Source organism: Pseudomonas sp. AP3_22 TE3818 (assembly GCF_053628995.1).
Genome location: NZ_JBRJHL010000001.1, coordinates 1,562,043 through 1,584,633 on the forward strand (window position 1 = coordinate 1,562,043; position 22,591 = coordinate 1,584,633).

Annotated in this window: 17 protein-coding genes and 1 riboswitch; of the genes, 13 read left to right on the forward strand and 4 right to left on the reverse strand. The window is 60.3% G+C overall.

The annotated features are described in order from the left end of the window. Window positions 1-238: 238 nt before the first annotated feature. On the reverse strand, window positions 239-514 hold the full coding sequence (locus tag AB7M25_RS07285) for a hypothetical protein (RefSeq protein WP_008049543.1): 276 nt from the start codon (window positions 512-514) through the stop codon (window positions 239-241). Between the two features lie 188 nt (window positions 515-702). Then, on the reverse strand, window positions 703-966 hold the full coding sequence (locus tag AB7M25_RS07290; protein WP_429516588.1) for a DUF2790 domain-containing protein: 264 nt from the start codon (window positions 964-966) through the stop codon (window positions 703-705). 498 nt (window positions 967-1,464) lie between these two features. On the opposite strand from AB7M25_RS07290, the gene acs reads away from it, so the two are divergent. The 6 genes from acs (at window position 1,465) to argR (ending at window position 8,402) form a co-directional block, all read left to right on the forward strand. Further along, window positions 1,465-3,420, forward strand: a complete 1,956-nt coding sequence (gene acs / locus AB7M25_RS07295; RefSeq protein ID WP_454237125.1) for an acetate--CoA ligase — start codon at window positions 1,465-1,467, stop codon at window positions 3,418-3,420. Window positions 3,421-4,120: 700 nt separating this feature from the next. Next, complete coding sequence (locus tag AB7M25_RS07300; protein WP_429386289.1) at window positions 4,121-4,897, forward strand: ABC transporter substrate-binding protein; 777 nt, start codon at window positions 4,121-4,123, stop codon at window positions 4,895-4,897. A 91-nt stretch (window positions 4,898-4,988) separates the two neighbouring features. Beyond that, complete coding sequence (locus AB7M25_RS07305; protein ID WP_007971008.1) at window positions 4,989-5,678, forward strand: ABC transporter permease; 690 nt, start codon at window positions 4,989-4,991, stop codon at window positions 5,676-5,678. Next, window positions 5,675-6,373 (forward strand): ABC transporter permease, encoded by a 699-nt coding sequence (locus AB7M25_RS07310; protein ID WP_008004231.1) that lies wholly within the window; start codon window positions 5,675-5,677, stop codon window positions 6,371-6,373. Before AB7M25_RS07305 ends, AB7M25_RS07310 begins: the two co-directional genes overlap by 4 nt. A gap of 37 nt (window positions 6,374-6,410) precedes the next feature. Continuing rightward, window positions 6,411-7,175 carry an ABC transporter ATP-binding protein gene (locus AB7M25_RS07315; protein WP_046042317.1) on the forward strand — a complete coding sequence of 255 codons (765 nt, stop codon included), beginning with the start codon at window positions 6,411-6,413 and terminating at the stop codon, window positions 7,173-7,175. 234 nt (window positions 7,176-7,409) lie between these two features. Next, window positions 7,410-8,402, forward strand: coding sequence for a transcriptional regulator ArgR (gene argR, locus AB7M25_RS07320; protein ID WP_429516592.1), 993 nt, complete (start codon window positions 7,410-7,412; stop codon window positions 8,400-8,402). A gap of 12 nt (window positions 8,403-8,414) precedes the next feature. Here the strand turns inward: argR and AB7M25_RS07325 are convergent, their stop codons facing one another. After that, window positions 8,415-13,367, reverse strand: a complete 4,953-nt coding sequence (locus AB7M25_RS07325; protein WP_454237126.1) for a dermonecrotic toxin domain-containing protein — start codon at window positions 13,365-13,367, stop codon at window positions 8,415-8,417. Window positions 13,368-13,677: 310 nt separating this feature from the next. Here AB7M25_RS07325 and AB7M25_RS07330 point away from each other — a divergent pair, with 310 nt between their 5' ends. The 7 genes from AB7M25_RS07330 to astE all read left to right on the forward strand — a co-directional run bounded on the left by AB7M25_RS07330 (window position 13,678) and on the right by astE (window position 21,578). Beyond that, the gene (locus AB7M25_RS07330; protein WP_007971021.1) at window positions 13,678-14,898 is read left to right on the forward strand and encodes an aspartate aminotransferase family protein; all 1,221 of its coding nucleotides are present in this window, start codon (window positions 13,678-13,680) and stop codon (window positions 14,896-14,898) included. A 214-nt stretch (window positions 14,899-15,112) separates the two neighbouring features. Beyond that, window positions 15,113-16,132 carry an arginine/ornithine succinyltransferase subunit alpha gene (aruF, locus tag AB7M25_RS07335; protein ID WP_007971023.1) on the forward strand — a complete coding sequence of 340 codons (1,020 nt, stop codon included), beginning with the start codon at window positions 15,113-15,115 and terminating at the stop codon, window positions 16,130-16,132. Window positions 16,133-16,214: 82 nt separating this feature from the next. Continuing rightward, on the forward strand, window positions 16,215-17,240 hold the full coding sequence (astA, locus tag AB7M25_RS07340; protein WP_008049558.1) for an arginine N-succinyltransferase: 1,026 nt from the start codon (window positions 16,215-16,217) through the stop codon (window positions 17,238-17,240). Continuing rightward, on the forward strand, window positions 17,237-18,706 hold the full coding sequence (astD, locus tag AB7M25_RS07345) for a succinylglutamate-semialdehyde dehydrogenase (protein ID WP_454238338.1): 1,470 nt from the start codon (window positions 17,237-17,239) through the stop codon (window positions 18,704-18,706). Before astA ends, astD begins: the two co-directional genes overlap by 4 nt. Before the next feature lie 153 nt (window positions 18,707-18,859). Beyond that, entirely contained in the window at window positions 18,860-20,206 is a 1,347-nt protein-coding gene (gene astB / locus AB7M25_RS07350) for an N-succinylarginine dihydrolase (protein WP_429386300.1), read from the forward strand. 61 nt (window positions 20,207-20,267) lie between these two features. After that, entirely contained in the window at window positions 20,268-20,555 is a 288-nt protein-coding gene (locus tag AB7M25_RS07355) for a topoisomerase II (RefSeq protein WP_103397753.1), read from the forward strand. 12 nt (window positions 20,556-20,567) lie between these two features. Then, window positions 20,568-21,578 (forward strand): succinylglutamate desuccinylase, encoded by a 1,011-nt coding sequence (astE, locus tag AB7M25_RS07360; protein ID WP_429386303.1) that lies wholly within the window; start codon window positions 20,568-20,570, stop codon window positions 21,576-21,578. A 127-nt stretch (window positions 21,579-21,705) separates the two neighbouring features. Here the strand turns inward: astE and AB7M25_RS07365 are convergent, their stop codons facing one another. Then, a complete protein-coding gene (locus AB7M25_RS07365) occupies window positions 21,706-22,215 on the reverse strand; it encodes a 6,7-dimethyl-8-ribityllumazine synthase (RefSeq protein ID WP_102699825.1) in 510 nt (169 codons plus the stop codon). Between the two features lie 103 nt (window positions 22,216-22,318). Further along, window positions 22,319-22,489, reverse strand: a riboswitch (FMN riboswitch). Between the last annotated feature and the right edge of the window lie 102 nt (window positions 22,490-22,591).

Below are 22,591 nucleotides of genomic sequence, written 5' to 3' on the forward strand. Positions count from 1 at the left end.
ATGGCTCACGGATCGGTCGACGGGGGCCGTATTTCGGTCGGAGCGAGGGTTTACAGGGCTTTGAACGGTTTTGGCGGGGGAAGATTTTTTTTCTTAATTTTTTGCCCCGGATTATTTTTGCTCAAGAAATAACCAAAATGGATGTTTTTTACTACATCTTGTGTTTCGGTGGGGTTTTCTCAGGCTCCAGACACAACTAAGCCCGACCGAAGTCGGGCTGTGAAGTCACGCGGGTGGATCAGCTCAGGCGACCTGCACCGACGTGATCGGCGCCATCGGCGGCGAGGCGGGCGGCGCCAGTGTGGTCAGCGCCATCGGAAGCCAGTTTGCCGGCACCTACATGGTCAGCGCCATCGGCGGCAAAAGAGGCTGAACCGGTGTGGTCGTAACCGTCGGAAGCAACAGCCGCTTCAGTGGTGTAGGCGGCCGAGCCGGTGCGGTCGTAACCATCGGCGGCGAAGGTGTTGGCAGCCAGGACGGAGAGGGTCAGGGCGAGGATCAGTTGGGTTTTCATGGTCAGTGCTCCGGATTCGTGGGCGTTGTGTGTCTTGGGTTGAATTTGATACTACGCCGATTAATTCGATTAAAAAGCGCAAATAAATGCTTAAAACAATCTAATTAATCGATCATTAAGGTTCGGCGCTTCATCTGCCTGATCGTGGCGGGTGGGTCGAACGTTATTGGGGAGGGGTGAAGCTGGGGTCAGCCGTTGGAGCAACCGTTGCCCATCGCGCTGTAACGCAGGATATGCCGTTGACCGTTGGAATCTTCGTATTCCATTTTCATGGGGACAACTTCACAAACATTCGGTGCTTCGCTCATCGAGATCACTTTGGCGATGTCCAGATTCATCGAGTAAGTGTATTCCTCAATAGGCGGTTGTTGCTGCGCGACATCAGTCGGGGCCTCGCTTGCCATGGCGGTTACGCACACGCTGCCGAGGGCCAGAACCCATAAAGCTTTCATTTGAGTTTTACCTTTCTAAGGTCGAGAGGGGGCACGCAATCCTTTTGAGATTGCGTGTGGAGCTTCAGTACCTGGGTGTTTGATTAACTGCCTTCGTGGGGGCTGTAACTTGGTTAATCAGGTTGCCTTGTTGGCGTGGCAGATTTTAGGCGTGGGCGTTTCGATCATATAGCCGTGGTTTTGATAAACACCTTTGACAGTTTTCGTAACAATCCCCGGGAATCATGTGTGAATGCCATTGTAGGAGCCGGCTTGCCGGCGATCCTGGCTACGCGGTGTGTCAGGTGGGTCGTCATCGCTGGCAAGCCAGCTCCTACAGGGGGCGGTGAGGTATCTACTTCGTTTGGGGTACGACAGGGAAACCCCGATTTGGCAGGGTATGCCGCTATTCAGGACAGATTGTGTGGGCTTGTTACTACCATCGTCGAATGGTTCTATAGGCCCGGCCCGGCTACAACAGGGTCATACAAAAACAACTATTCCACCGAGGTAAGAAAGATGAGTGCGGCTTCCCTGTATCCCGTTCGTCCCGAGGTTCTGGCCAACACGCTGACCGACGAGGCGACCTACAAGGCCATGTACCAGCAGTCGGTCGTCAACCCGGACGGCTTCTGGCGCGAGCAAGCCAAGCGCCTCGACTGGATCAAGCCTTTCACCACGGTGAAACAGACCTCCTTCGACGATCACCATGTCGACATCAAGTGGTTCGCCGACGGCACCCTGAACGTGTCCTACAACTGCCTGGACCGTCATCTGGCCGAGCGCGGCGACCAGGTCGCGATCATCTGGGAGGGCGATGACCCTGCCGAAAGCCGCAACATCACTTACCGCGAGCTGCACGAGCAAGTGTGCAAGTTCGCCAACGCCCTGCGTGGCCAGGATGTGCACCGCGGCGACGTGGTGACGATCTACATGCCGATGATCCCCGAAGCCGTGGTCGCCATGCTGGCCTGCACCCGGATCGGCGCGATCCACTCGGTGGTGTTCGGCGGCTTCTCGCCGGAAGCCCTGGCCGGTCGCATCATCGACTGCCGCTCGAAGGTGGTGATCACCGCCGACGAAGGCATTCGTGCCGGCAAGAAGATCCCGCTCAAGGCCAACGTCGACGACGCGCTGACCAACCCGGAAACCAGCAGCATCCAGAAAGTCATCGTGTGCAAGCGCACCGGTGGCCAGATCAAGTGGAACCAGCATCGCGACATCTGGTTCGAGGACCTGATGAAAGTGGCCGGCACCGTGTGCGCGCCCAAAGAGATGGGCGCCGAAGAGGCGCTGTTCATCCTCTACACCTCGGGCTCCACCGGCAAGCCGAAAGGCGTGCAGCACACCACCGGCGGCTACCTGTTGTACGCCGCCATGACCCACGAGCGCGTGTTCGACTACCGTCCGGGCGAAATCTACTGGTGCACCGCCGACGTCGGCTGGGTCACCGGCCACAGCTACATCGTCTACGGCCCGCTGGCCAACGGCGCGACCACCCTGCTGTTCGAAGGCGTGCCGAACTACCCGGACATCACCCGGGTGGCGAAGATCGTCGACAAGCACAAGGTCAACATCCTTTACACCGCGCCGACCGCGATCCGCGCCATGATGGCCTCGGGCACCGCCGCGGTAGAAGGCGCTGACGGCAGCAGCCTGCGCCTGTTGGGCTCGGTGGGCGAGCCGATCAACCCGGAAGCCTGGGACTGGTACTACAAGAACGTCGGCAAGTCCCGTTGCCCGATCGTCGACACCTGGTGGCAGACCGAAACCGGCGGCAACATGATGAGCCCGCTGCCGGGCGCTCACGCCCTCAAGCCGGGCTCGGCGGCGCGTCCGTTCTTCGGCGTGGTGCCGGCCCTGGTGGACAACCTGGGCAACATCATCGAAGGCGAGGCCGAGGGCAACCTGGTGATTCTCGATTCGTGGCCGGGCCAGGCGCGGACGCTGTATGGCGATCATGACCGCTTCGTCGACACCTACTTCAAGACCTTCCGCGGCATGTACTTCACCGGTGACGGCGCCCGTCGCGATGCCGATGGCTACTACTGGATCACCGGGCGCGTGGACGACGTGCTCAACGTCTCGGGCCACCGCATGGGCACCGCCGAGATCGAAAGCGCGATGGTCGCGCACCCGAAAGTCGCCGAGGCGGCGGTGGTCGGTGTGCCGCACGACATCAAGGGACAGGGCATTTATGTCTACGTCACCCTGAAAAACGGTGAGGAGCCGAACGAGCAGCTGCGCCTGGAACTGAAAAACTGGGTGCGCAAGGAGATCGGGCCGATTGCCTCGCCGGATGTGATCCAGTGGGCGCCGGGGCTGCCGAAGACCCGTTCGGGCAAGATCATGCGGCGGATTCTGCGCAAGATTGCGACCGCTGAATATGATGGGTTGGGGGATATTTCCACCCTGGCGGATCCGAGTGTGGTGCAGCATTTGATTGATACGCACAAGACCATGAATGTCGCGTAAGCGTCGATTCTGAGCCATCGAAGCCCCGTCAGGTGTTGAGCCTGGTGGGGCTTTTTTGTGCCTGGGTTTTTGTGTTGGCTGGGCTGGACTCATCGCGGGCAAGCCCGCTCCCACAGGTTTTTGTGGTGTGGCTCAGATCGTATATACGGCGCAAATCCCTGTGGGAGCGGGCTTGCCCGCGATGGCGATCTGCTATGCGCTACAGCAACATCTACCAATAAATATCGGTTTCCTCTGTCGGTATTTTCCTACTGTTACCCGAGATCTTTCAGGTTACTGAATGTGTAACCGCATCGCGCCAATGCGGGGCATTGGGAAACGCCCAGCCCCATAGCAGGGGTTAAAAACCACGGATAAAAAATAAGACTCCACGCTGCGCTTGCCGGATTAGAAGGGTTTGCCAATAATAGGCCCGCAATTTGCAACATAGATCGGTTCAATGTCTTTTGCTCTTGCATGATTTTGCAGGGCTGTCAACGCGCTAAAACGACTTTCTCGGTGCTTCTGTAATTAGTTGTCGCATTGAAGAAATATCGGCCTCGGGCCTGTCGTTAGAATGCCGATCACTCGCTCGTCGTTGCCCGTGTTGAATTTAAACACCGGCTTCCCAGGACGCAGCACTGCTTTCCGGTTCCACTCATTCGCATATTGGGCTGTTGCTCACTCTGCCGTTTTTGCCCTTTACCGATGGAGTCCCAAGATGAAGAAACTCGTGCTGCTTGGCGCCCTGGCACTGTCCGTGCTGTCGCTGCCATCCTTCGCCGATGAAAAGCCTCTGAAAATTGGTATCGAAGCGGCTTACCCTCCGTTCGCTTCCAAAGCACCGGACGGCAGCATCGTTGGTTTCGACTACGACATCGGCAACGCCTTGTGCGAAGAGATGAAGGTCAAGTGCGTGTGGGTCGAGCAAGAGTTCGACGGCCTGATCCCGGCACTGAAAGTGCGCAAGATCGACGCGATTCTGTCGTCCATGTCGATCACTGAAGACCGCAAGAAGTCCGTGGACTTCACCAACAAGTACTACAACACCCCGGCTCGCCTGGTCATGAAGTCCGGCACCCAGGTCAGCGACGGCCTGACCGAGCTCAAGGGCAAGAACATCGGCGTGCAGCGTGGTTCGATCCACGAGCGTTTCGCCCGCGAAGTCCTGGCCCCGCTGGGTGCCGAGATCAAGCCTTACGGTTCGCAGAACGAAATTTACCTCGACGTGGCCGCCGGCCGCCTCGACGGCACCGTGGCAGACGCTACGCTTCTGGATGACGGTTTCCTGAAAACCGACGCCGGTAAAGGTTTCGCCTTCGTCGGCCCTGCGTTCACCGACGTCAAGTACTTCGGTGACGGCGTAGGCATCGCGGTGCGCAAGGGCGACAAGGCTGAGCTGGACAAGCTCAACGCCGCCATTGCCGCCATTCGCGAGAACGGCAAGTACAAGCAAATCCAGGACAAATACTTCGCCTTCGATATCTACGGCAAGTAACACGCTCCGGCGACAAGTCCGAAATGGCGCAAGCAGCAGGATCTCTGAGGTTTGCGCCATTTTTTCATCCCAACTTTCGAGGACCTGAATCATGTTGAAAGGCTACGGGGCTGTCATCCTCGATGGCGCTTGGCTGACGCTTCAGCTCGCCTTGTCGTCCATGGCCCTGGCCATCGTTCTGGGCCTGATCGGCGTGGCACTGCGTCTGTCGCCAGTGCGCTGGCTGGCCTGGCTGGGCGACCTGTATTCCACGGTGATCCGCGGTATTCCCGATCTGGTGCTGATCCTGCTGATTTTCTACGGCGGCCAGGACCTGCTCAACCGCGTCGCACCGCTGCTCGGTTTTGACGAGTACATCGACCTGAATCCGTTGGCCGCCGGTATCGGCACCCTGGGCTTCATCTTCGGTGCGTACCTGTCGGAAACCTTCCGGGGCGCGTTCATGGCGATCCCCAAAGGTCAGGCCGAAGCCGGCATGGCGTACGGCATGAGCAGTTTGCAGGTGTTCTTCCGGGTGTTGGTGCCACAGATGATTCGCCTGGCGATTCCGGGTTTCACCAACAACTGGCTGGTATTGACCAAGGCGACCGCGCTGATTTCGGTGGTGGGCCTGCAGGACATGATGTTCAAGGCCAAGCAGGCGGCCGACGCCACCCGCGAGCCTTTCACCTTCTTCCTCGCAGTGGCGGCGATGTACCTGGTGATCACCAGTGTGTCGTTGCTGGCATTGCGTCACCTTGAGAAGCGCTACTCGGTAGGCGTAAGGGCGGCTGATCTATGATCTTCGACTACAACGTCATTTGGGAGGCCTTGCCGCTGTACTTCGGCGGCCTGGTGACCACCCTCAAACTGCTCGCGCTGTCGCTGTTCTTCGGCTTGCTGTGCGCATTGCCGCTGGGCCTGATGCGCGTCTCGAAGAACTCGGTGGTCAACATGTCCGCCTGGCTCTATACCTACGTGATTCGCGGCACACCGATGCTGGTGCAGCTGTTTTTGATCTACTACGGTCTGGCGCAGTTCGAAGCGGTGCGTGAAAGCTTCCTCTGGCCATGGCTGTCCAGCGCAACCTTCTGTGCGTGCCTGGCGTTCGCGATCAACACCAGCGCCTACACCGCCGAGATCATCGCCGGCAGCCTGCGGGCCACGCCGAACGGCGAGATCGAAGCGGCCAAGGCCATGGGCATGTCGCGCTTCAAGATGTACAAGCGCATCCTGCTGCCGTCGGCCCTGCGCCGGGCGCTGCCGCAGTACAGCAATGAAGTGATCATGATGCTGCAGACCACCAGTCTGGCGTCCATCGTGACCCTGATCGACATCACTGGTGCCGCGCGCACGGTCAACGCCCAGTTCTACCTGCCGTTCGAAGCCTACATCACGGCCGGTGTGTTCTATCTGTGCCTGACCTTCATGCTGGTGAAGCTGTTCAAGATGGCCGAGCGCCGCTGGCTGGGCTACCTGGCCCCGCGCAAGCACTGAATACCACTGACTGACTGTTTTTGTGAGAACCGACCGCATGTACAAACTTGAAGTCCAAGACCTGCATAAACGCTATGGCAGTCACGAAGTGCTCAAGGGCGTGTCCCTGAAAGCGGCAGCCGGCGATGTGATCAGCATCATCGGCTCCAGTGGCTCCGGCAAAAGTACCTTCCTGCGCTGCATCAACCTGCTGGAGCAGCCGCACGCGGGCAAGATCCTGCTCAACAACGAAGAGTTGAAGCTGGTGGCGAACAAGGACGGCGCGTTGAAAGCCGCCGACCCGAAACAGCTGCAACGCATGCGTTCGCGCCTGTCGATGGTATTCCAGCATTTCAACCTGTGGTCGCACATGACCGCGCTGGAAAACATCATGGAAGCGCCGGTGCATGTGCTCGGCATGTCCAAGGCCGAAGCTCGGGAAAAAGCCGAGCACTACCTGAACAAGGTCGGCGTGGCCCATCGCAAAGACGCTTACCCTGGCCACATGTCCGGCGGCGAGCAGCAGCGCGTGGCGATTGCCCGTGCACTGGCGATGGAACCTGAGGTGATGCTGTTCGACGAACCGACCTCGGCCCTCGACCCGGAGCTGGTGGGCGACGTGTTGAAAGTCATGCAGGCCCTCGCCCAGGAAGGCCGGACCATGGTCGTGGTGACCCACGAAATGGGCTTCGCCCGTGAAGTGTCGAACCAGCTGGTGTTCCTGCACAAAGGTGTGGTCGAAGAAAGCGGCAACCCGCGCGAAGTGCTGGTCAATCCGCAATCGGAGCGTCTGCAGCAATTCCTGTCCGGCAGCTTGAAGTAATCAGGACTGCCGTTGTGCACCGGGTTAGTGCATGCTTCGCAACCTAAAGGCCAGCCCCGATCTTTTGTAGGAGCCGGCTTGCCGGCGATAGCGGTGGGTCAGTTTGCATATCTGGCACAGGCATACCGCCATCGCCGGCAAGCCGGCTCCTACAGGGTTTCGAGATTTGCGTTCATTTACGGGCTAGCATTGGCCCATGCCTTCATCTCTGTTCTTCGCTTCGGATTGCTCACCATGACTGCCCATCGAATTGGTTTCCTGATTTGGCCCAGCACTAAAGCACTGACGCTTGCGCTGGCTGAGGAGGCCTTGCGTGTTGCCCAGCGTGTGCATCCGGACGTGGTCTATGAACTGTCGTTCCTGCAGGCCGAAGCCATTACAGAAGTCGCAGCGGAAAGCGCCTGGCAATTGCCGGGTGAGGCATGGACCGGCAAGCTGGAAAACTTCCAGAAACTGTTCCTGCTCGCTGACGAGCCACCGACCGCACTGGCGCCGGCGCTCAGCAGTGCGCTCAAGCAACTGGTGCGCTCCGGTTGCGTGATCGGCGGTCTGTCGGCCGGTGTGTACCCGTTGGCGCAGCTCGGTTTGCTCGACGGTTATCGCGCAGCTGTGCATTGGCGCTGGCAGGACGATTTCGCCGAGCGCTTTCCAAAGGTCATCGCCACCAGCCACCTGTTCGACTGGGATCGCGATCGTCTGACCGCGTGCGGCGGCATGTCGGTGCTCGACTTGCTGCTGGCCGTGTTGGCCCGCGACCATGGTGCGGAGCTGGCGGGTGCAGTCTCCGAAGAGCTGGTGGTCGAGCGCATCCGCGAGGGCGGCGAGCGCCAGCGTATCCCGTTGCAGAACCGTCTCGGCTCCAGCCATCCGAAGCTCACGCAAGCCGTGTTGCTCATGGAAGCCAACATCGAAGAGCCGCTGACCACCGACGAAATCGCCCAGCACGTGTGCGTGTCCCGTCGGCAGCTGGAGCGGATCTTCAAGCAATACCTCAACCGTGTGCCGAGCCAGTACTACCTGGAACTGCGCCTGAACAAGGCCCGGCAGATGTTGATGCAAACCAGCAAGTCGATCATCCAGATCGGCCTGTCCTGTGGCTTCTCCTCGGGGCCGCATTTCTCCAGCGCCTATCGCAATTTCTTCGGTGCCACGCCGCGGGAAGATCGCAACCAGCGGCGCAGCAGCAGCCCGTTCGAATTGTCATCGGTGCCGCCGGAGCGCGGCTGAGCCGGCTACCGGTTATTCGTCCGGTTCGGAATCCTCCGACGTCGACATCTCCAATTCAGCCCGTTCGATCACGGCTTCGACACCGAAATCGGTACTGGTTTTCTTGAAGTAGGCGATCAGTGTCTGCAGGCTTTGTTCGTCCAGCGGATTGCCTCTCAGGTTGATGCTTTCTGCAATTTCCAATGGCAGCTCGAGAATGTCGCGGGGGATCCGGGTGATTGCATTCGCGCTTAAATCCGCGATATCCAGCGACCTTAACTGCAGCAGTCCGGCGGGCAGTTCAGTGATGCCGGTATCGTTCAACTTCAGCGTCGCGATATCGGGCATCTGGCTGAGGTCGGGAGTTAGCCCCAGCGGGTTTACGCTCAAGTCCAGATAGTCGAGATGTTCCAGTTGTGCCAGCTCCAGCACTGATTGCGCGGTCAGGGTTATTTGGCACTCGCTTAGCGACAGCGCCGTCAGGCGCCCCATTCTGAAGACGGCTTCTGGAATTTCACCCAGGTTGTATTCTTGGATGGTCAGGGACATGAGCTTCGGGAAGCGCTCCAGAAAACGCCCGGCGCCGGACGTCAGCCCGGAGTCGCTGTGCAGGTACAGCAGCGTGACGTGGCTGAAATCCGCACTCAGCGCCGGTAAGTCGCCGGTGACGATGGTCGTCAGGGTCAGTTGATAGCTGGGCGCCATGTCCTGATTGAAATCGTCGAGATCGGTTTCCCTGCGCCAGCAGCGTTCAATGAGTTGTTTGAATTCGTCGCGGGTGGCGTGTTCGATGAGTAGCTGCTGGGGGGTGAAGGGTTCGCCGCTGACGGGGTGAAGCGGGGGGATGTCGGCAGTCCAGGCCGCCAATTCGTTGCGCAGGGTGTCGTACTCGGTTTCCAGGCGCGTCAGTTTAATTCGACCCTCGGCCAGGGTTCCGGGCAGGCGATAGATGAATGCGCTGGCCTCTTCCTGATCCAGTCGCGGATAGAGCTGTTGCAAACGCTGGATATCGACCTGTTCGGCAAAGACGCCAAAGTCGCGACCGGTCTGATTGAAATGGACCTTGATCCGTTCGCGGTCGGCGGCGCAAATGGGGTTGCCGCCCAGATCGAACCCTTCTTGAGTTTTACCGGGCAGCTTGAACAGCTCGGGGGACAGTTCCTCGATCCGATTGTCATTGAACAGGGCGGTTCGTAGGCGTGGCCGCGTCAACAGGCCGGGGGGGAGTTCGGACAGTTCGGTACTGGAGAGATCGACGTAGTTCAGGTTCGGCATGTTTTGCAGGGAAGGGCACACACCGAGCGGGTTTTTGTACAGGTCCAGCGCGCTCAACTGGTTCAGGGCAGAAAGGGTGGCGCGACTCTGATCTGTGAGGGTCACGGCGCAGTCGCTGAGGATGAGTGCGTCGAGTTGTGGCCATTGGGCAATGGCATCCGGCAACTCCCCCAGTTCGAAATTGCGTAGCGCCAGGCGGTTGAGACTGGAAAACTTCTTCAAAAACTCATTCACACCACGGGTGGCACGATGACCTTCAAGCGTCACGCTGCGCACCTGAGGGAAATCGACGCTCAGCCTTGGCAGCTCGCCAAAAACCGGCTGGGAAAATTCAAAGGAGACCGGTTCGCCATGGGCGCTGTCGTAAGTGGCCTGACGCCGCCAGCAATCGAGCAACCTGGCTACCATTTGCCGGCGCGCATGCCGTTGACTGGCGAACTGCTCGACGCTCAACCGGGTTTGCGTGCCCGGAACATACAGCGGGATCTCGTCGAGCCAGGTGCTCAATTGGTCAAACAATTGCGCGTGTTGATAAAACAGGCGCTGGAGTTCTGCGCGCGCCCCGCCGGGATTGCCTTGCAATCGTACGGCAAAGGCTTCCAGTTCCTCTGCGCTCAGATGGGGAAACAGCCGGTGGATGTGGCTTTGTAATGATGGGGTATTGGCCGGCATCCGGCGATAACCATCGCCTCCGCCCAGCAAACGCATGACCGCCGGATCATAGGCCGTCTTGAGGTTCGGCCGTTGCGCCAGCAGCGCACGCAGTGCTTCACGAGTGACGGCGTGGGTGCGAATCAGCCGCTTGAGCCTTTCGCCCTCGCCGATGTTGATGTTCAGGGCGATTCGCTCGCTGTCGGGCAGCGCCTGTAACAGGCTGGAATAAAGGGTGTCAGTGCTACTGAGCTGTTCGCCGGCGTCGTCGTAGGCCTGATACGCCCCTTCATCGGTCAACACCAGCACCTTGCGCAAGGGCGCGTCCGGCTCGCCGATGCTGTCGATCAGCGGCCCATTGTGGGTGTATTGGCGGATTTCCAGGCGCAGTTGTCCCGACCAGCCAGGCAAGCGTTCCAGGGTGTGTAACGCCAGGCGATCGGTGTCGAGATGGTTGCGCGTCGAGTACAGGTAGAGCCCTTCATAAGCGCGAGTGACGCGCACCTGCAGGCCGGCCTCCTGTGCCAGTTCCGTGAGGCGTTTGGACAATGTTCCACGCTCCAGTTGCTCGCGTTCGGCGGCACTGGCGCTGTCGAGCAGTGCTTCGGCGAGGCTGGTTGGCAAACCGGGTTCGCTGTCGATAATGCGCTGGACCAAGGGGCGCGCACCTTGTTCGATTTTGCGGTAGCGCTGGCTGAAGAGGGTTTCCCGTTTGTCGGCGGCAAGCGTTGTCAGGTAGCGGCGCACTGAGCTTGCGTCGGTCCTGTCGAGGTGTTGCAGCAGGGGGGTGATCAGGTCGCCATTGTCCAGTTGCGCTCGGTTGATCTGCACCACGACCCGGTTGCCTATGCCGCGCTCCCAGAGGGTTTCTCCTGTTGCGTCGATCAGTCGCAGCCCCTTGTCCGCTGGCCAGCTACCGTAGTCGCAGAGCAGTTCCAGTTGCATCAGCGGATCAGCCTTCCGGTAATCGTCCGCACGATTGCTGCCGATTTGATCAATGAAGATCTGCAGGTCCTGATCAATTTTGAAGCGTTTGAGGGTGTCGGCCAGCAGCGGTGGTATCTGTTCGGCGTCGACATGCATCTTGCGCAAGGCGTTTTCGTGACAGCCGCTGATGGTGAGGATGCGCTCGCGCTCGCTCTCGGAAAAACGCTGCATGTCCGGGCCGAGGCGCCGCAGCAGGGTGGCCTGGTCCCAGGTCAGTGGCTGCTCGAGTTCGGTGTGCCAGGCCCCTTTTCCGTTGTGCCTCAGGGTGGGTTGGTAAGCTTCGGGACGAGTGGGGTGCTGGATGCGATGGCGCCCGGTCAACGGATCTTCGACCACGGAGTAATGGTTGTCGTCCAGTGTCAGCAGGGTTTTGCCTTGATGGGCGTGCAGTCCCATCGAGTCGGGTTTCGCGTCTTTGGCAATCGCGACGGTTTGTTCGTAAGCCGTCAGGTCGGGCTTCCAATAGCGGGTTTCGCCATTGGGGCGTTTCACGGCGTTGAACCGGTCGAAGAATTGCACGACTTCCCGGGGCAGGACCGCGCGAAATTCGCTGGCGGCAATCGTGCCTCCGGCAGCGAAGGTGCCCAGTTGCACTGCAGATTCAACCATCCCCATGAAATGCTCGAACGCTTCGCTCGTCAGGCCTTCTGCCCAGTCGACAACACCTTCGAAGGTCTCATCCAGCAGCTGATAGGCCGTGTAAGCCAGCATCAGCTCGCCAAGGAACGGGACGAACGGCAACGCGATGAAGGCGGCGATGTTCAGCAGCGCCGAGGCGATTTCCGTGAAAGAGTCCCATAACGCCCATCGGGCCTTGCGGTCGACCGTGGCCGTCGACACTGCAATCGCGCGCGCGTCATTGAGGATCTTGTCGAGTTTGCGTTGATAGAGATGAACCCACAGGTCGCCATTGATCGGCGATACTGCCATTTGCAGGTCGGGGCGCTGGTTGGGATTTTCTCTCCAGGTCGGCCGTGGATCGCCGGGTGGGAGCGGTTGCCAGGTGATGGGGTCGAGGCGGTTGTTCAGCTCGGCGAAGAAGTAACCGCGGTCTTCATGATTGATAAAACGACTGAAAAACCGTTGATAGTCGGGCGCTCGCAGGCGCTGGCTCAGTTCCTCGGCGAACGCCGCCGTTGAGGGGTATTGCTTGATGGGATGTTCGGGGTCGTCAGGAATGTAGGCCACTACCCGGACCGCTTCGCGGGCGCGCTCCAGTTCCGGGGCGAACAGCACGATGCCGGTCAGGCGGGCATTCATGATCGTCAGTTCATGGCATCGCCAGGATTGGCCGCGTGCATCGGAGAGCAGGCGAAGGAGCGGCTGATGAATGTCGCTGGCCAACAGGTTTTGCATCTGCGCCATCTGCAAGGCCGCGGTCAGCGCGGTTTTTTGGCTTTCGCGAATTTTCGGTTGCAGGATCGCCGCAACCACCGGGTTGCTGATGCCAAGGTTGTCGTCCAGGTACCTTTTATAGCGCTCGCCGATGTCGAGCTCGCGGCATAGCCGGGTGAACGCCGCGATGGGCATCTTCGCCAGAATCTGTGGAAGGGTGCTGAATAGACCGGCGGAGGAGGGCGCAGTGATGTAAGTCGAGGCGGGTTCAAAGGCGTCGGCTTCGGTTTCGGCGCTTTCGAAATTGTGCAGCGCGGCGTCCAGCAACGATACGGTCCAGATGCGGGCGGCCCCGGACTTCAGGCGCAACCAGGGTATGTGCGCGGGAATGTAAAGACGCAGAAAGGTTTTACTGACGTCCACTTCCAGGCCGAAACGTGTCTTGAGTGCGCCCTTGAGCAGTGGTTCGGCGAAGGCTGCGGGGTTCAGCAGATTCGCCAGGGCCTGATCAACCCGGTTCTGGCTTGTTGTCTGCCGGGTAATGAGTCGGCCGAGTTCGGCGTGCTGATCTTTAGAGGCATCCCTGATGCGGGTGGGCAACCCTGGCTTGATGTTGCCCAGGGCCTCACGCCGTTGTGGTGTGGATTGGCGAAGCCAAGGCGGAATGACGTTCATCAGATGCTGGTAATGCGCGTCGGGCCTGAAAGTCTCAGGGATGTCGGGATTTTCGGTATTCATGGGGATAGGTCCACCATCGCGGTTGATAGACCGTCAGGAAAACCCGTAATCGAAGACGATGCGCGGTACATATCTACCGCCTTCATTGAGTCGACATGGGTTACAACACAGCGACCTGCCGCAAACGCCCGCCGCCAGTTAAACTGCGCCTTTGCGACCCTATATGTCGCATTGCCGTAAACCCGGGAAAATCCGGGGTTTGCGCTATAAGAAGTTGTCGCTTGGCGGCAAGGCCGGGCTGAAAACTGTCCTTACAATCCTCACCAAGCTCGCCAGTTTCAGGCGAGTGTTTTCTCTTCAGGAGACTCCGATGTCCGTTGAGCACGCTGCGGTACAACGCGCCGATTTCGATCAGGTAATGGTTCCCAACTATGCGCCTGCCGCATTCATTCCTGTGCGTGGCGCCGGTTCCCGCGTCTGGGACCAGTCCGGTCGCGAGCTGATCGACTTCGCCGGCGGGATTGCCGTTAACGTATTGGGCCACGCGCATCCGGCGCTGGTCGGTGCCTTGACCGAGCAGGCGAACAAGCTGTGGCACGTGTCCAACGTGTTCACCAATGAGCCGGCACTGCGCCTGGCGCACAAGCTGGTCGACGCCACCTTTGCCGACCGCGCCTTCTTCTGCAACTCCGGCGCCGAAGCCAACGAGGCCGCCTTCAAGCTGGCCCGTCGTGTCGGTTTCGACCGTTTCGGCAGCGAGAAATACGAGATCATCGCCGCGCTCAACAGCTTCCACGGCCGTACCCTGTTCACCGTGAACGTCGGTGGCCAGTCGAAGTACTCCGATGGCTTCGGTCCGAAGATCACCGGCATCACCCACGTGCCGTACAACGATCTGGCCGCACTGAAAGCCGCCATTTCCGACAAGACTTGCGCTGTGGTGCTGGAGCCGATCCAGGGCGAAAGCGGTGTCATCCCGGCTGAACTCGAATACCTGCAAGGTGCCCGCGAACTGTGCACCGCGCACAACGCATTGCTGATCTTCGACGAAGTGCAAACCGGCATGGGCCGCACCGGCCACCTGTTCGCCTACCAGCATTACGGCGTCACTCCGGACATCCTGACCAGCGCCAAGAGCCTGGGCGGTGGTTTCCCGATCGCTGCAATGTTGACTACCGAAGACCTGGCCAAGCACCTGGTCGTCGGCACCCATGGCACCACCTACGGCGGCAACCCGCTGGCGTGTGCGGTCGCGGAAGCTGTGATCGACGTGATCAACACCCCTGAAGTGCTGGCCGGCGTCAAGGCCAAGCACGACAAGTTCAAAGCGCGCCTTGAGCAGATCGGCGAAAAATACGGCCTGTTCACCAAGGTTCGTGGCATGGGCCTGTTGATCGGCTGCGTGTTGAGTGATGCGTGGAAAGGCAAGGCCAAGGACATCTTCAACGCCGCTGAAAAAGAAGGCCTGATGGTCCTGCAAGCCGGTCCGGACGTGGTGCGTTTCGCGCCAAGCCTGGTGGTGGAAGACGCCGATATCGATGCCGGTCTGGACCGCTTCGAACGTGCCGCGGCAAAACTGACGCAAGCCTGATAGACCCTTCGACGCCTGACCTTTCAGGCGTCGAACCCAATTTTGATGCCGGGCACGATCAAATGTGGGAGCGGGCTTGCTCGCGAAAGCGGTGTATCAGTCAACATTTTTACTGTCTGACCCACCGCTTTCGCGAGCAAGCCCGCTCCCACACTGATCTCTGTGTAGGCCCGGGATTTTTCTTCTGTAAGTTCTGAGATTAAGGAGTGACACCATGCTGGTGATGCGCCCCGCGCAAATGGCTGATCTGGGCGAGGTACAGCGTCTGGCTGCGGACAGTCCGATTGGTGTCACTTCCTTGCCGGATGACGTTGAGCGCCTGAGCGACAAGATCGCGGCAAGCGAAGCCTCGTTCGCTGCCGAAGTGAGCTTCAACGGTGAGGAAAGCTATTTCTTCGTCCTCGAAGACTCTGCCACCGGCAAGCTGGTCGGTTGTTCGGCCATCGTGGCGTCGGCCGGTTACTCCGAGCCGTTCTACAGCTTTCGCAACGAGACCTTCGTGCACGCTTCGCGCGAGCTGAAGATTCACAACAAGATCCACGTGCTCTCCCAGTGCCACGACCTGACCGGCAACAGCTTGCTGACCAGTTTCTACGTGCAGCGCGATCTGGTGGGTTCGCCGTGGTCGGAACTCAACTCCCGTGGCCGCTTGCTGTTCGTGGCCAGCCATCCGGAGCGTTTTGCCGATTCCGTGGTGACCGAGATCGTCGGTTACAGCGATGAAAACGGCGACTCGCCCTTCTGGGATGCCATCGGGCGCAACTTTTTCGACCTCAACTACGCTGAAGCCGAGCGTTTGTGCGGCCTGAAGAGCCGTACGTTCCTCGCCGAACTGATGCCGCATTACCCGATCTACGTGCCCCTGCTGCCGGACTCCGCGCAAGAAGCGATGGGCCAGGTGCACCCGCGGGCGCAGATCACCTTCGACATCCTGATGCGCGAAGGCTTCGAGACCGATCACTACATCGACATTTTCGACGGCGGCCCGACCCTGCATGCCCGCGTCTCGGGGATCCGTTCGATCGCCCAGAGCCGCGTAGTGCCGGTGAAGATCGGCGAGCCGGTCAAAGGTGTCGGTCGCCAGTACCTGGTGGCCAACGCCCAGTTGCAGGACTACCGCGCAGTCATGCTCGAGCTTGACTACGCGCCGGGTAAACCGGTGACCCTGGACCTGGAAGCGGCCGAAGCCCTGGGCGTCGGTGAAGGTGCCAGCGTGCGCCTGGTGGCGGTTTAACGCCTGCTTTAATCCCTAAGGCATTGCCTGGAAAGCAGCGAAGTTTCACGGGTGGCGCAAGCGGCCCGTTTGAGGAGATAGCATGATCGTTCGTCCCGTACGCAGCAGCGATTTACCCGCTCTGATCGACCTGGCCCGCAGCACCGGCACCGGCCTGACCACCTTGCCGGCCAACGAAGAACGTCTGGCCCATCGGGTCGGCTGGGCCGAGAAGACCTTTCGCGGCGAAGCCGGGCGGGGCGACGCGGACTACCTGTTCGTGCTCGAAGACGACGACGGTCGCGTGGTGGGTATTTCCGCCATTGCCGGCGCCGTCGGCCTGCGTGAGCCCTGGTACAACTTCCGGGTCGGACTGACAGTCAGCGCTTCGCAAGAGCTGAACATCTATCGTGAAATCCCGACGCTGTTCCTGGCCAACGACCTGACCGGCAACTCGGAGCTGTGCTCGCTGTTCCTGCACGCCGATTACCGCAGTGGCCTCAATGGCCGCATGCTGTCCAAGGCACGGATGCTGTTCATCGCCGAATTCCCGCAACTGTTCGGCAACAAGATCATCGCCGAAATGCGCGGTGTTTCCGACGAAGCCGGGCGTTCGCCGTTCTGGGAAAGCCTGGGTCGGCACTTCTTCAAGATGGAATTCAGCCAGGCCGATTACCTGACCGGCGTGGGCAACAAGGCGTTCATCGCCGAACTGATGCCGAAATTCCCGCTGTACACCTGCTTCCTGTCGCCGGATGCGCGCAACGTGATCGGTCAGGTGCACCCGGACACCGAGCCGGCGCTGGCCATGCTCAAGAGCGAAGGTTTCAGCTACCAGGGCTACGTCGACATCTTCGACGCAGGCCCGGCCATCGAATGCGAAACCGGCAAGATCCGTGCGGTACGCGACAGCCAGGCGCTGGTGTTGGCCGTCGGCACGCCGGGTGACGACGCCACGCCATTCATCATCCACAACCGCAAGCGCGAAGACTGCCGCATCACTGCTGCGCCGGCACGTCTGGCCGCCGGCACCCTGGTGGTCGATCCGCAGACCGCCAAACGTCTTCAACTCAACGCTGGCGATCAAGTACGCGCCGTGGCGTTGTCCGCAGCTCGGGAGTCGAAATAATGAAGTCGCTTTACATCGCAGGTGAATGGCTGACTGGTCAGGGCGAAGCCTTCGAATCGCTGAACCCGGTGACCCAGCAGGTGCTGTGGTCCGGCGTCGGTGCCACCACCGCTCAGGTCGAGTCGGCTGTGCAGGCGGCACGCCAGGCGTTCCCGGGCTGGGCAAGGCGTACCCTGGAAGAACGTATCTCGGTGCTGGAAGCCTTTGCTGGCGCGCTGAAGAATCATGCGGACGAACTGGCCCGCACCATCGGCGAAGAAACCGGCAAACCCCTGTGGGAAGCGGCGACCGAAGTCACCAGCATGGTCAACAAGATCGCCATCTCGGTACAGAGCTACCGCGAACGTACCGGCGAGAAGAGCGGCCCGTTGGGCGACGCCACCGCTGTGCTGCGCCACAAACCCCACGGTGTGGTGGCGGTGTTTGGTCCTTACAACTTCCCGGGCCACTTGCCGAACGGCCACATCGTGCCGGCACTGCTGGCGGGTAACAGCGTGCTGTTCAAGCCCAGCGAGCTGACACCGAAAGTGGCCGAACTGACGGTCAAGTGCTGGATCGAGGCCGGTCTGCCGGCGGGCGTGTTGAACCTGCTGCAAGGCGCTCGCGAAACCGGTATCGCCCTGGCGGCGAACCCGGGCATCGACGGGCTGTTCTTCACCGGTTCCAGCCGTACCGGCAATCACCTGCACCAGCAATTCGCCGGTCGTCCGGACAAGATCCTCGCGCTGGAGATGGGCGGTAACAACCCGCTGGTGGTCGATCAGGTCGCCGACCTCGATGCTGCGGTGTACACCATCATTCAGTCGGCGTTCATCTCTGCCGGCCAGCGTTGCACCTGTGCCCGCCGCTTGCTGGTGCCGCAGGGCGCCTGGGGCGACTCGCTGCTGACGCGCCTTGTAGCGGTCAGCGCGACTATTGAAGTCGGTGCCTTTGATCAACAGCCGGCGCCGTTCATGGGCTCGGTGGTTTCCCTCGGCGCGGCAAAAGCGCTGATGGATGCCCAGCAACACCTGCTGGCCAATGGCGCCGTGGCATTGCTGGAAATGACCCAGCCTCAGGCTCAGTCGGCCTTGCTGACTCCTGGCATCCTGGACGTGACCGCCGTTGCCGATCGTCCTGACGAAGAGCTGTTCGGCCCGTTGCTGCAAGTGATCCGCTACGCTGATTTTGAAGCGGCGATCGCTGAAGCCAACGACACCGCCTACGGTCTGGCCGCCGGCCTGCTGTCAGATTCCGAAGCGCGTTACCAGCAATTCTGGCTGGAAAGCCGTGCCGGTATCGTCAACTGGAACAAGCAACTGACCGGTGCCGCGAGCAGCGCGCCATTCGGCGGCGTCGGCGCCTCGGGCAACCATCGCGCCAGTGCCTACTACGCGGCGGATTACTGCGCGTACCCGGTGGCCTCGCTGGAAACACCGAGCCTGGTGTTGCCAAGCGCGCTGACCCCGGGTGTTCGGCTTTCCTGATAAATACGCCGGGAGGCCCTGTGGGCCTCATCGCCGGCAAGCCGGCTCCTACAGTGATCATTGTAGGAGCTGGCTTGCCAGCGATCGGCCGCAAAGCGGCCGCCAATGCTTTGTTACTGATGCCTATAACAACAGATTCGTGGAGCCTCGCTGATGAAATCCTATGAAGTCAATTTTGACGGTCTAGTGGGGCCGACCCATAACTACGGCGGCCTGTCCTACGGCAACGTCGCGTCCCAGAGCAACAGCCAGCAGTCTTCCAACCCCAAGGAAGCGGCGCTGCAGGGCCTGGCGAAGATGAAAGCGCTGATGGAAATGGGTTTCCAGCAAGGCGTGCTGGCACCGCAAGAGCGCCCGGATGTGGCCGCACTGCGTCGCCTGGGCTTTGGCGGCACTGACGCTCAAGTGATCGAGCGCGCTGCCAAAGACGCGATGCCGCTGCTGGTAGCCAGTTGCTCGGCCTCGAGCATGTGGGTGGCCAACGCCGCCACCGTCAGCCCGAGCGCTGACACCGCTGACGGCCGTGTGCATTTCACCGCTGCCAACCTCAACTGCAAATATCACCGCAGCATCGAGCACCCGACCACCAGTCGCGTGCTGGGTGCGATGTTCGCTGACCAGAAACACTTCGCCCACCATGCCGCCTTGCCGGCCGTGGCGCAGTTCGGTGACGAAGGGGCGGCCAACCACACGCGTTTCTGCCGTGAATACGGCGAAGCCGGCGTCGAGTTCTTCGTGTTCGGCCGCAGCGCGTTCGACACCCGCTACCCGGCTCCGCAGAAGTACCCGGCGCGCCAGACCCTCGAAGCGTCCCAGGCTGTTGCCCGTCTGCACGGCTTGAGCGATGACGGCGTGGTCTACGCCCAGCAGAACCCGTCGGTGATCGATCAGGGCGTGTTCCACAACGACGTGATCGCGGTCGGCAACGGCGAAGTGCTGTTCTATCACGAGGATGCGTTCCTCGAGACCGAGCAGATGCTGGCCGAGTTGCAGAGCAAACTCGCCAAGGCCGGTGGGAAATTTCAGTCAGTCTGCGTACCGCGTTCCGCAGTCAGTGTGGAAGATGCGGTTCGTTCCTACTTGTTCAATAGTCAACTGCTGTCGCGTCCTGACGGCTCCATGCTGTTGATCGTGCCGGAAGAATGCCGTGGCAACGAGCGTGTCTGGCAATACTTGCAGGGTTTGACCAGCTCCGGCGGGCTGATCCGCGAAGTGAAAGTCTTCGATCTCAAGCAGAGCATGCAAAACGGCGGTGGCCCGGCTTGCCTGCGGTTGCGCGTCGCACTCAATGAAACCGAACTGGCGGCCGTCAACCCAGGGGTTATCATGACGGCACCGTTGTACGGCACACTGACCGAATGGGTCGAGAAGCACTACCGCGACCGCATGACCGAAAACGATCTGGCGGACCCGCAATTGTTGCTTGAGTGCCGGACGGCACTGGATGAACTGACGCAAATCCTTAAACTGGGCGCGGTTTATCCATTCCAGATCAATTGATCGACGACGCGCTGCCTCGGATGGCAGCGCGTCGCTTCATCTCAAACGAGAGCGTAAACACATGAGCGATACCCTGCAGCTGATCCTTGAAGACACCGACGGCACGCAACTGGAGACTTCCTGCACCCGCGTCGCGGTCCTGTGGCAAGGCAAAGAGCTGTGGATCCAGCAGGACGGCCGTGGCCAGTTGCTGATCGGCGTGGACGTCGAAGAAGGCGATGCCGAATACGCCAACCTGCTGCTGCGCCCATTGGCGACTAATCTGGTAAGTCTGCAACTGGAGATGGAACCGGCTGACCTCACCGACGAGGACCACGTTCACGGCCCGGACTGCAACCACGATCACTAAGGAAACCGCTCTATGCTCGCCCTCGGCAAACTGCTTGAACTGACCCTCGCCGGCCGCGAACCGGCGGAGAAGACTCAACTGACTGTCGAAGGCGTGCGCATGCGCTGGTTGAGCGAAGGTGCGCTGGAAGTCCGGCCACCTGAAGCGCGTGACAATGGCCTGGACCTGCTGCTGTCGGCGGGGATCCACGGCAACGAAACAGCGCCGATCGAGTTGCTCGATCGCCTGTTGCACGACATTGCCCGCGGCGATCTGAAGCCGCGCGCACGTATTCTGTTTCTGTTCGGCAACCCCGAAGCGATTCGCAAAGGCGAGCGTTTTATCGAGCAGGACGTCAATCGGCTGTTCAATGGCCGTCACGAACAAAGCAGCGGCTCCGAAGCCCTGCGCGCCTGTGAGCTGGAGCGTTTGGCCGCCAGTTTCTTCAGCCTGCCGAACCGTGAGCGTCTGCATTACGACCTGCACACGGCGATTCGTGGCTCGAAAATCGAGCAGTTCGCCTTGTACCCATGGAAAGAAGACCGCCAGCATTCGCGCCAGGAACTGGCACGCCTGCGTGCCGCCGGCATGGAAGCGGTGTTGCTGCAGAACAAACCGTCCATCGTGTTCAGCGCCTACACCTACGACAAGCTCGGTGCCGAGGCCTTCACCCTGGAATTGGGCAAGGCGCGGCCGTTCGGGCAGAACGCCGGGGTCAACGTCTCGCTGCTGGAGGCGCGCCTCAAGCAGATCATCGAAGGCACCGAGCCGGATCTGACTGAAGAAGCGCTGGACGGGTTGCAGCTGTACAGCGTGGCACGGGAAATCATCAAGCACAGCGACAGCTTTCGCCTGAACCTGCCGGCGGACGTCGAGAACTTCTCGGAGCTGGAAGTGGGTTACCTGCTGGCGGAAGACATCGCCAACACCCGTTGGATCATCGAGGAAGAGGGCGCCCGGATCATCTTTCCGAACCCCAGGGTGAAGAATGGCCTGCGTGCCGGCATCCTGGTCGTGCCGACCACCGACGAAAACCTCGCCTGATCTGATAACCCCCCTGTAGGAGCCAGCTTGCTCGCGATGAACCGGAAAACGCCGCGGGGTGCCAGGCTTCCCGCGTTATCGTTGACGACCATCGCGAGCAAGCTCGCTCCTACAAGGTTTTCGGTGATTACACGGCTACCGCACGCGGTTCAGTGCGGCGCAGCGCACGGATTTTCATCAACGTATCCGCACAGGTCTTCGCCGCTTCCTGGCCTTTATGCACGAAATGCTCGAAGAAGAACTTCTGGTGCTCTTCGCCGGCATGGAAGTGGTGCGGGGTCAGGGACACCGAGAACACCGGCACTTCGGTTTCCAGTTGAACCTGCATCAGGCCGCTGACCACCGACTGGGCGACGAACTCGTGACGGTAGATCCCGCCGTCCACCACCAGGGCGGCCGCGACGATGCCGGCATAACGACCGGTCTTGGCCAGCAACTTGGCGTGCAGGGGCATTTCGAAGGCGCCGCCGACTTCGAAGAAGTCGATGTCGGATTCCTGATAACCCTGGGCAATCATTTCGGCGAGGAAACCTTTACGGCTCTGATCGACGATTTCCTTGTGCCAGCAGGCCTGGATGAACGCGACGCGCTCGCCGTGATGGTGTTTGCTTTTGCTGTCAATTGCGGTGGGTTGCATGTTCTGACTCCTGTTTGTGTGAAAAACAGGGCGTTATGAATCGAAGGGGATCTGAGGGTACGCACGCTCGCACGAATGCCGGCGGTCGGCCCTTTGGTGTCAATCCCGTTCTCTCTTCATCCGGACTATGACCGTCGGCCCCGGGATCACACCGGGTCTGCTGACCTTGCTGTCAGGCACCGCCGAAGCCGTGCTGCCATCAAGCGCTCGCGGGCTATGCGCATTGCGCGCAATTACCGCCGGTGGGGAGTTGCACCCCGCCCTGAGAACGTTTTTTGCCGCCGGAATGTTTGGCGGCGCAGCGTTTTTATCACATATTTCCGATATGCGCATGACCAATACCGGTCAGTTAAGGTGTGGAACCTGTGGGAGCGGG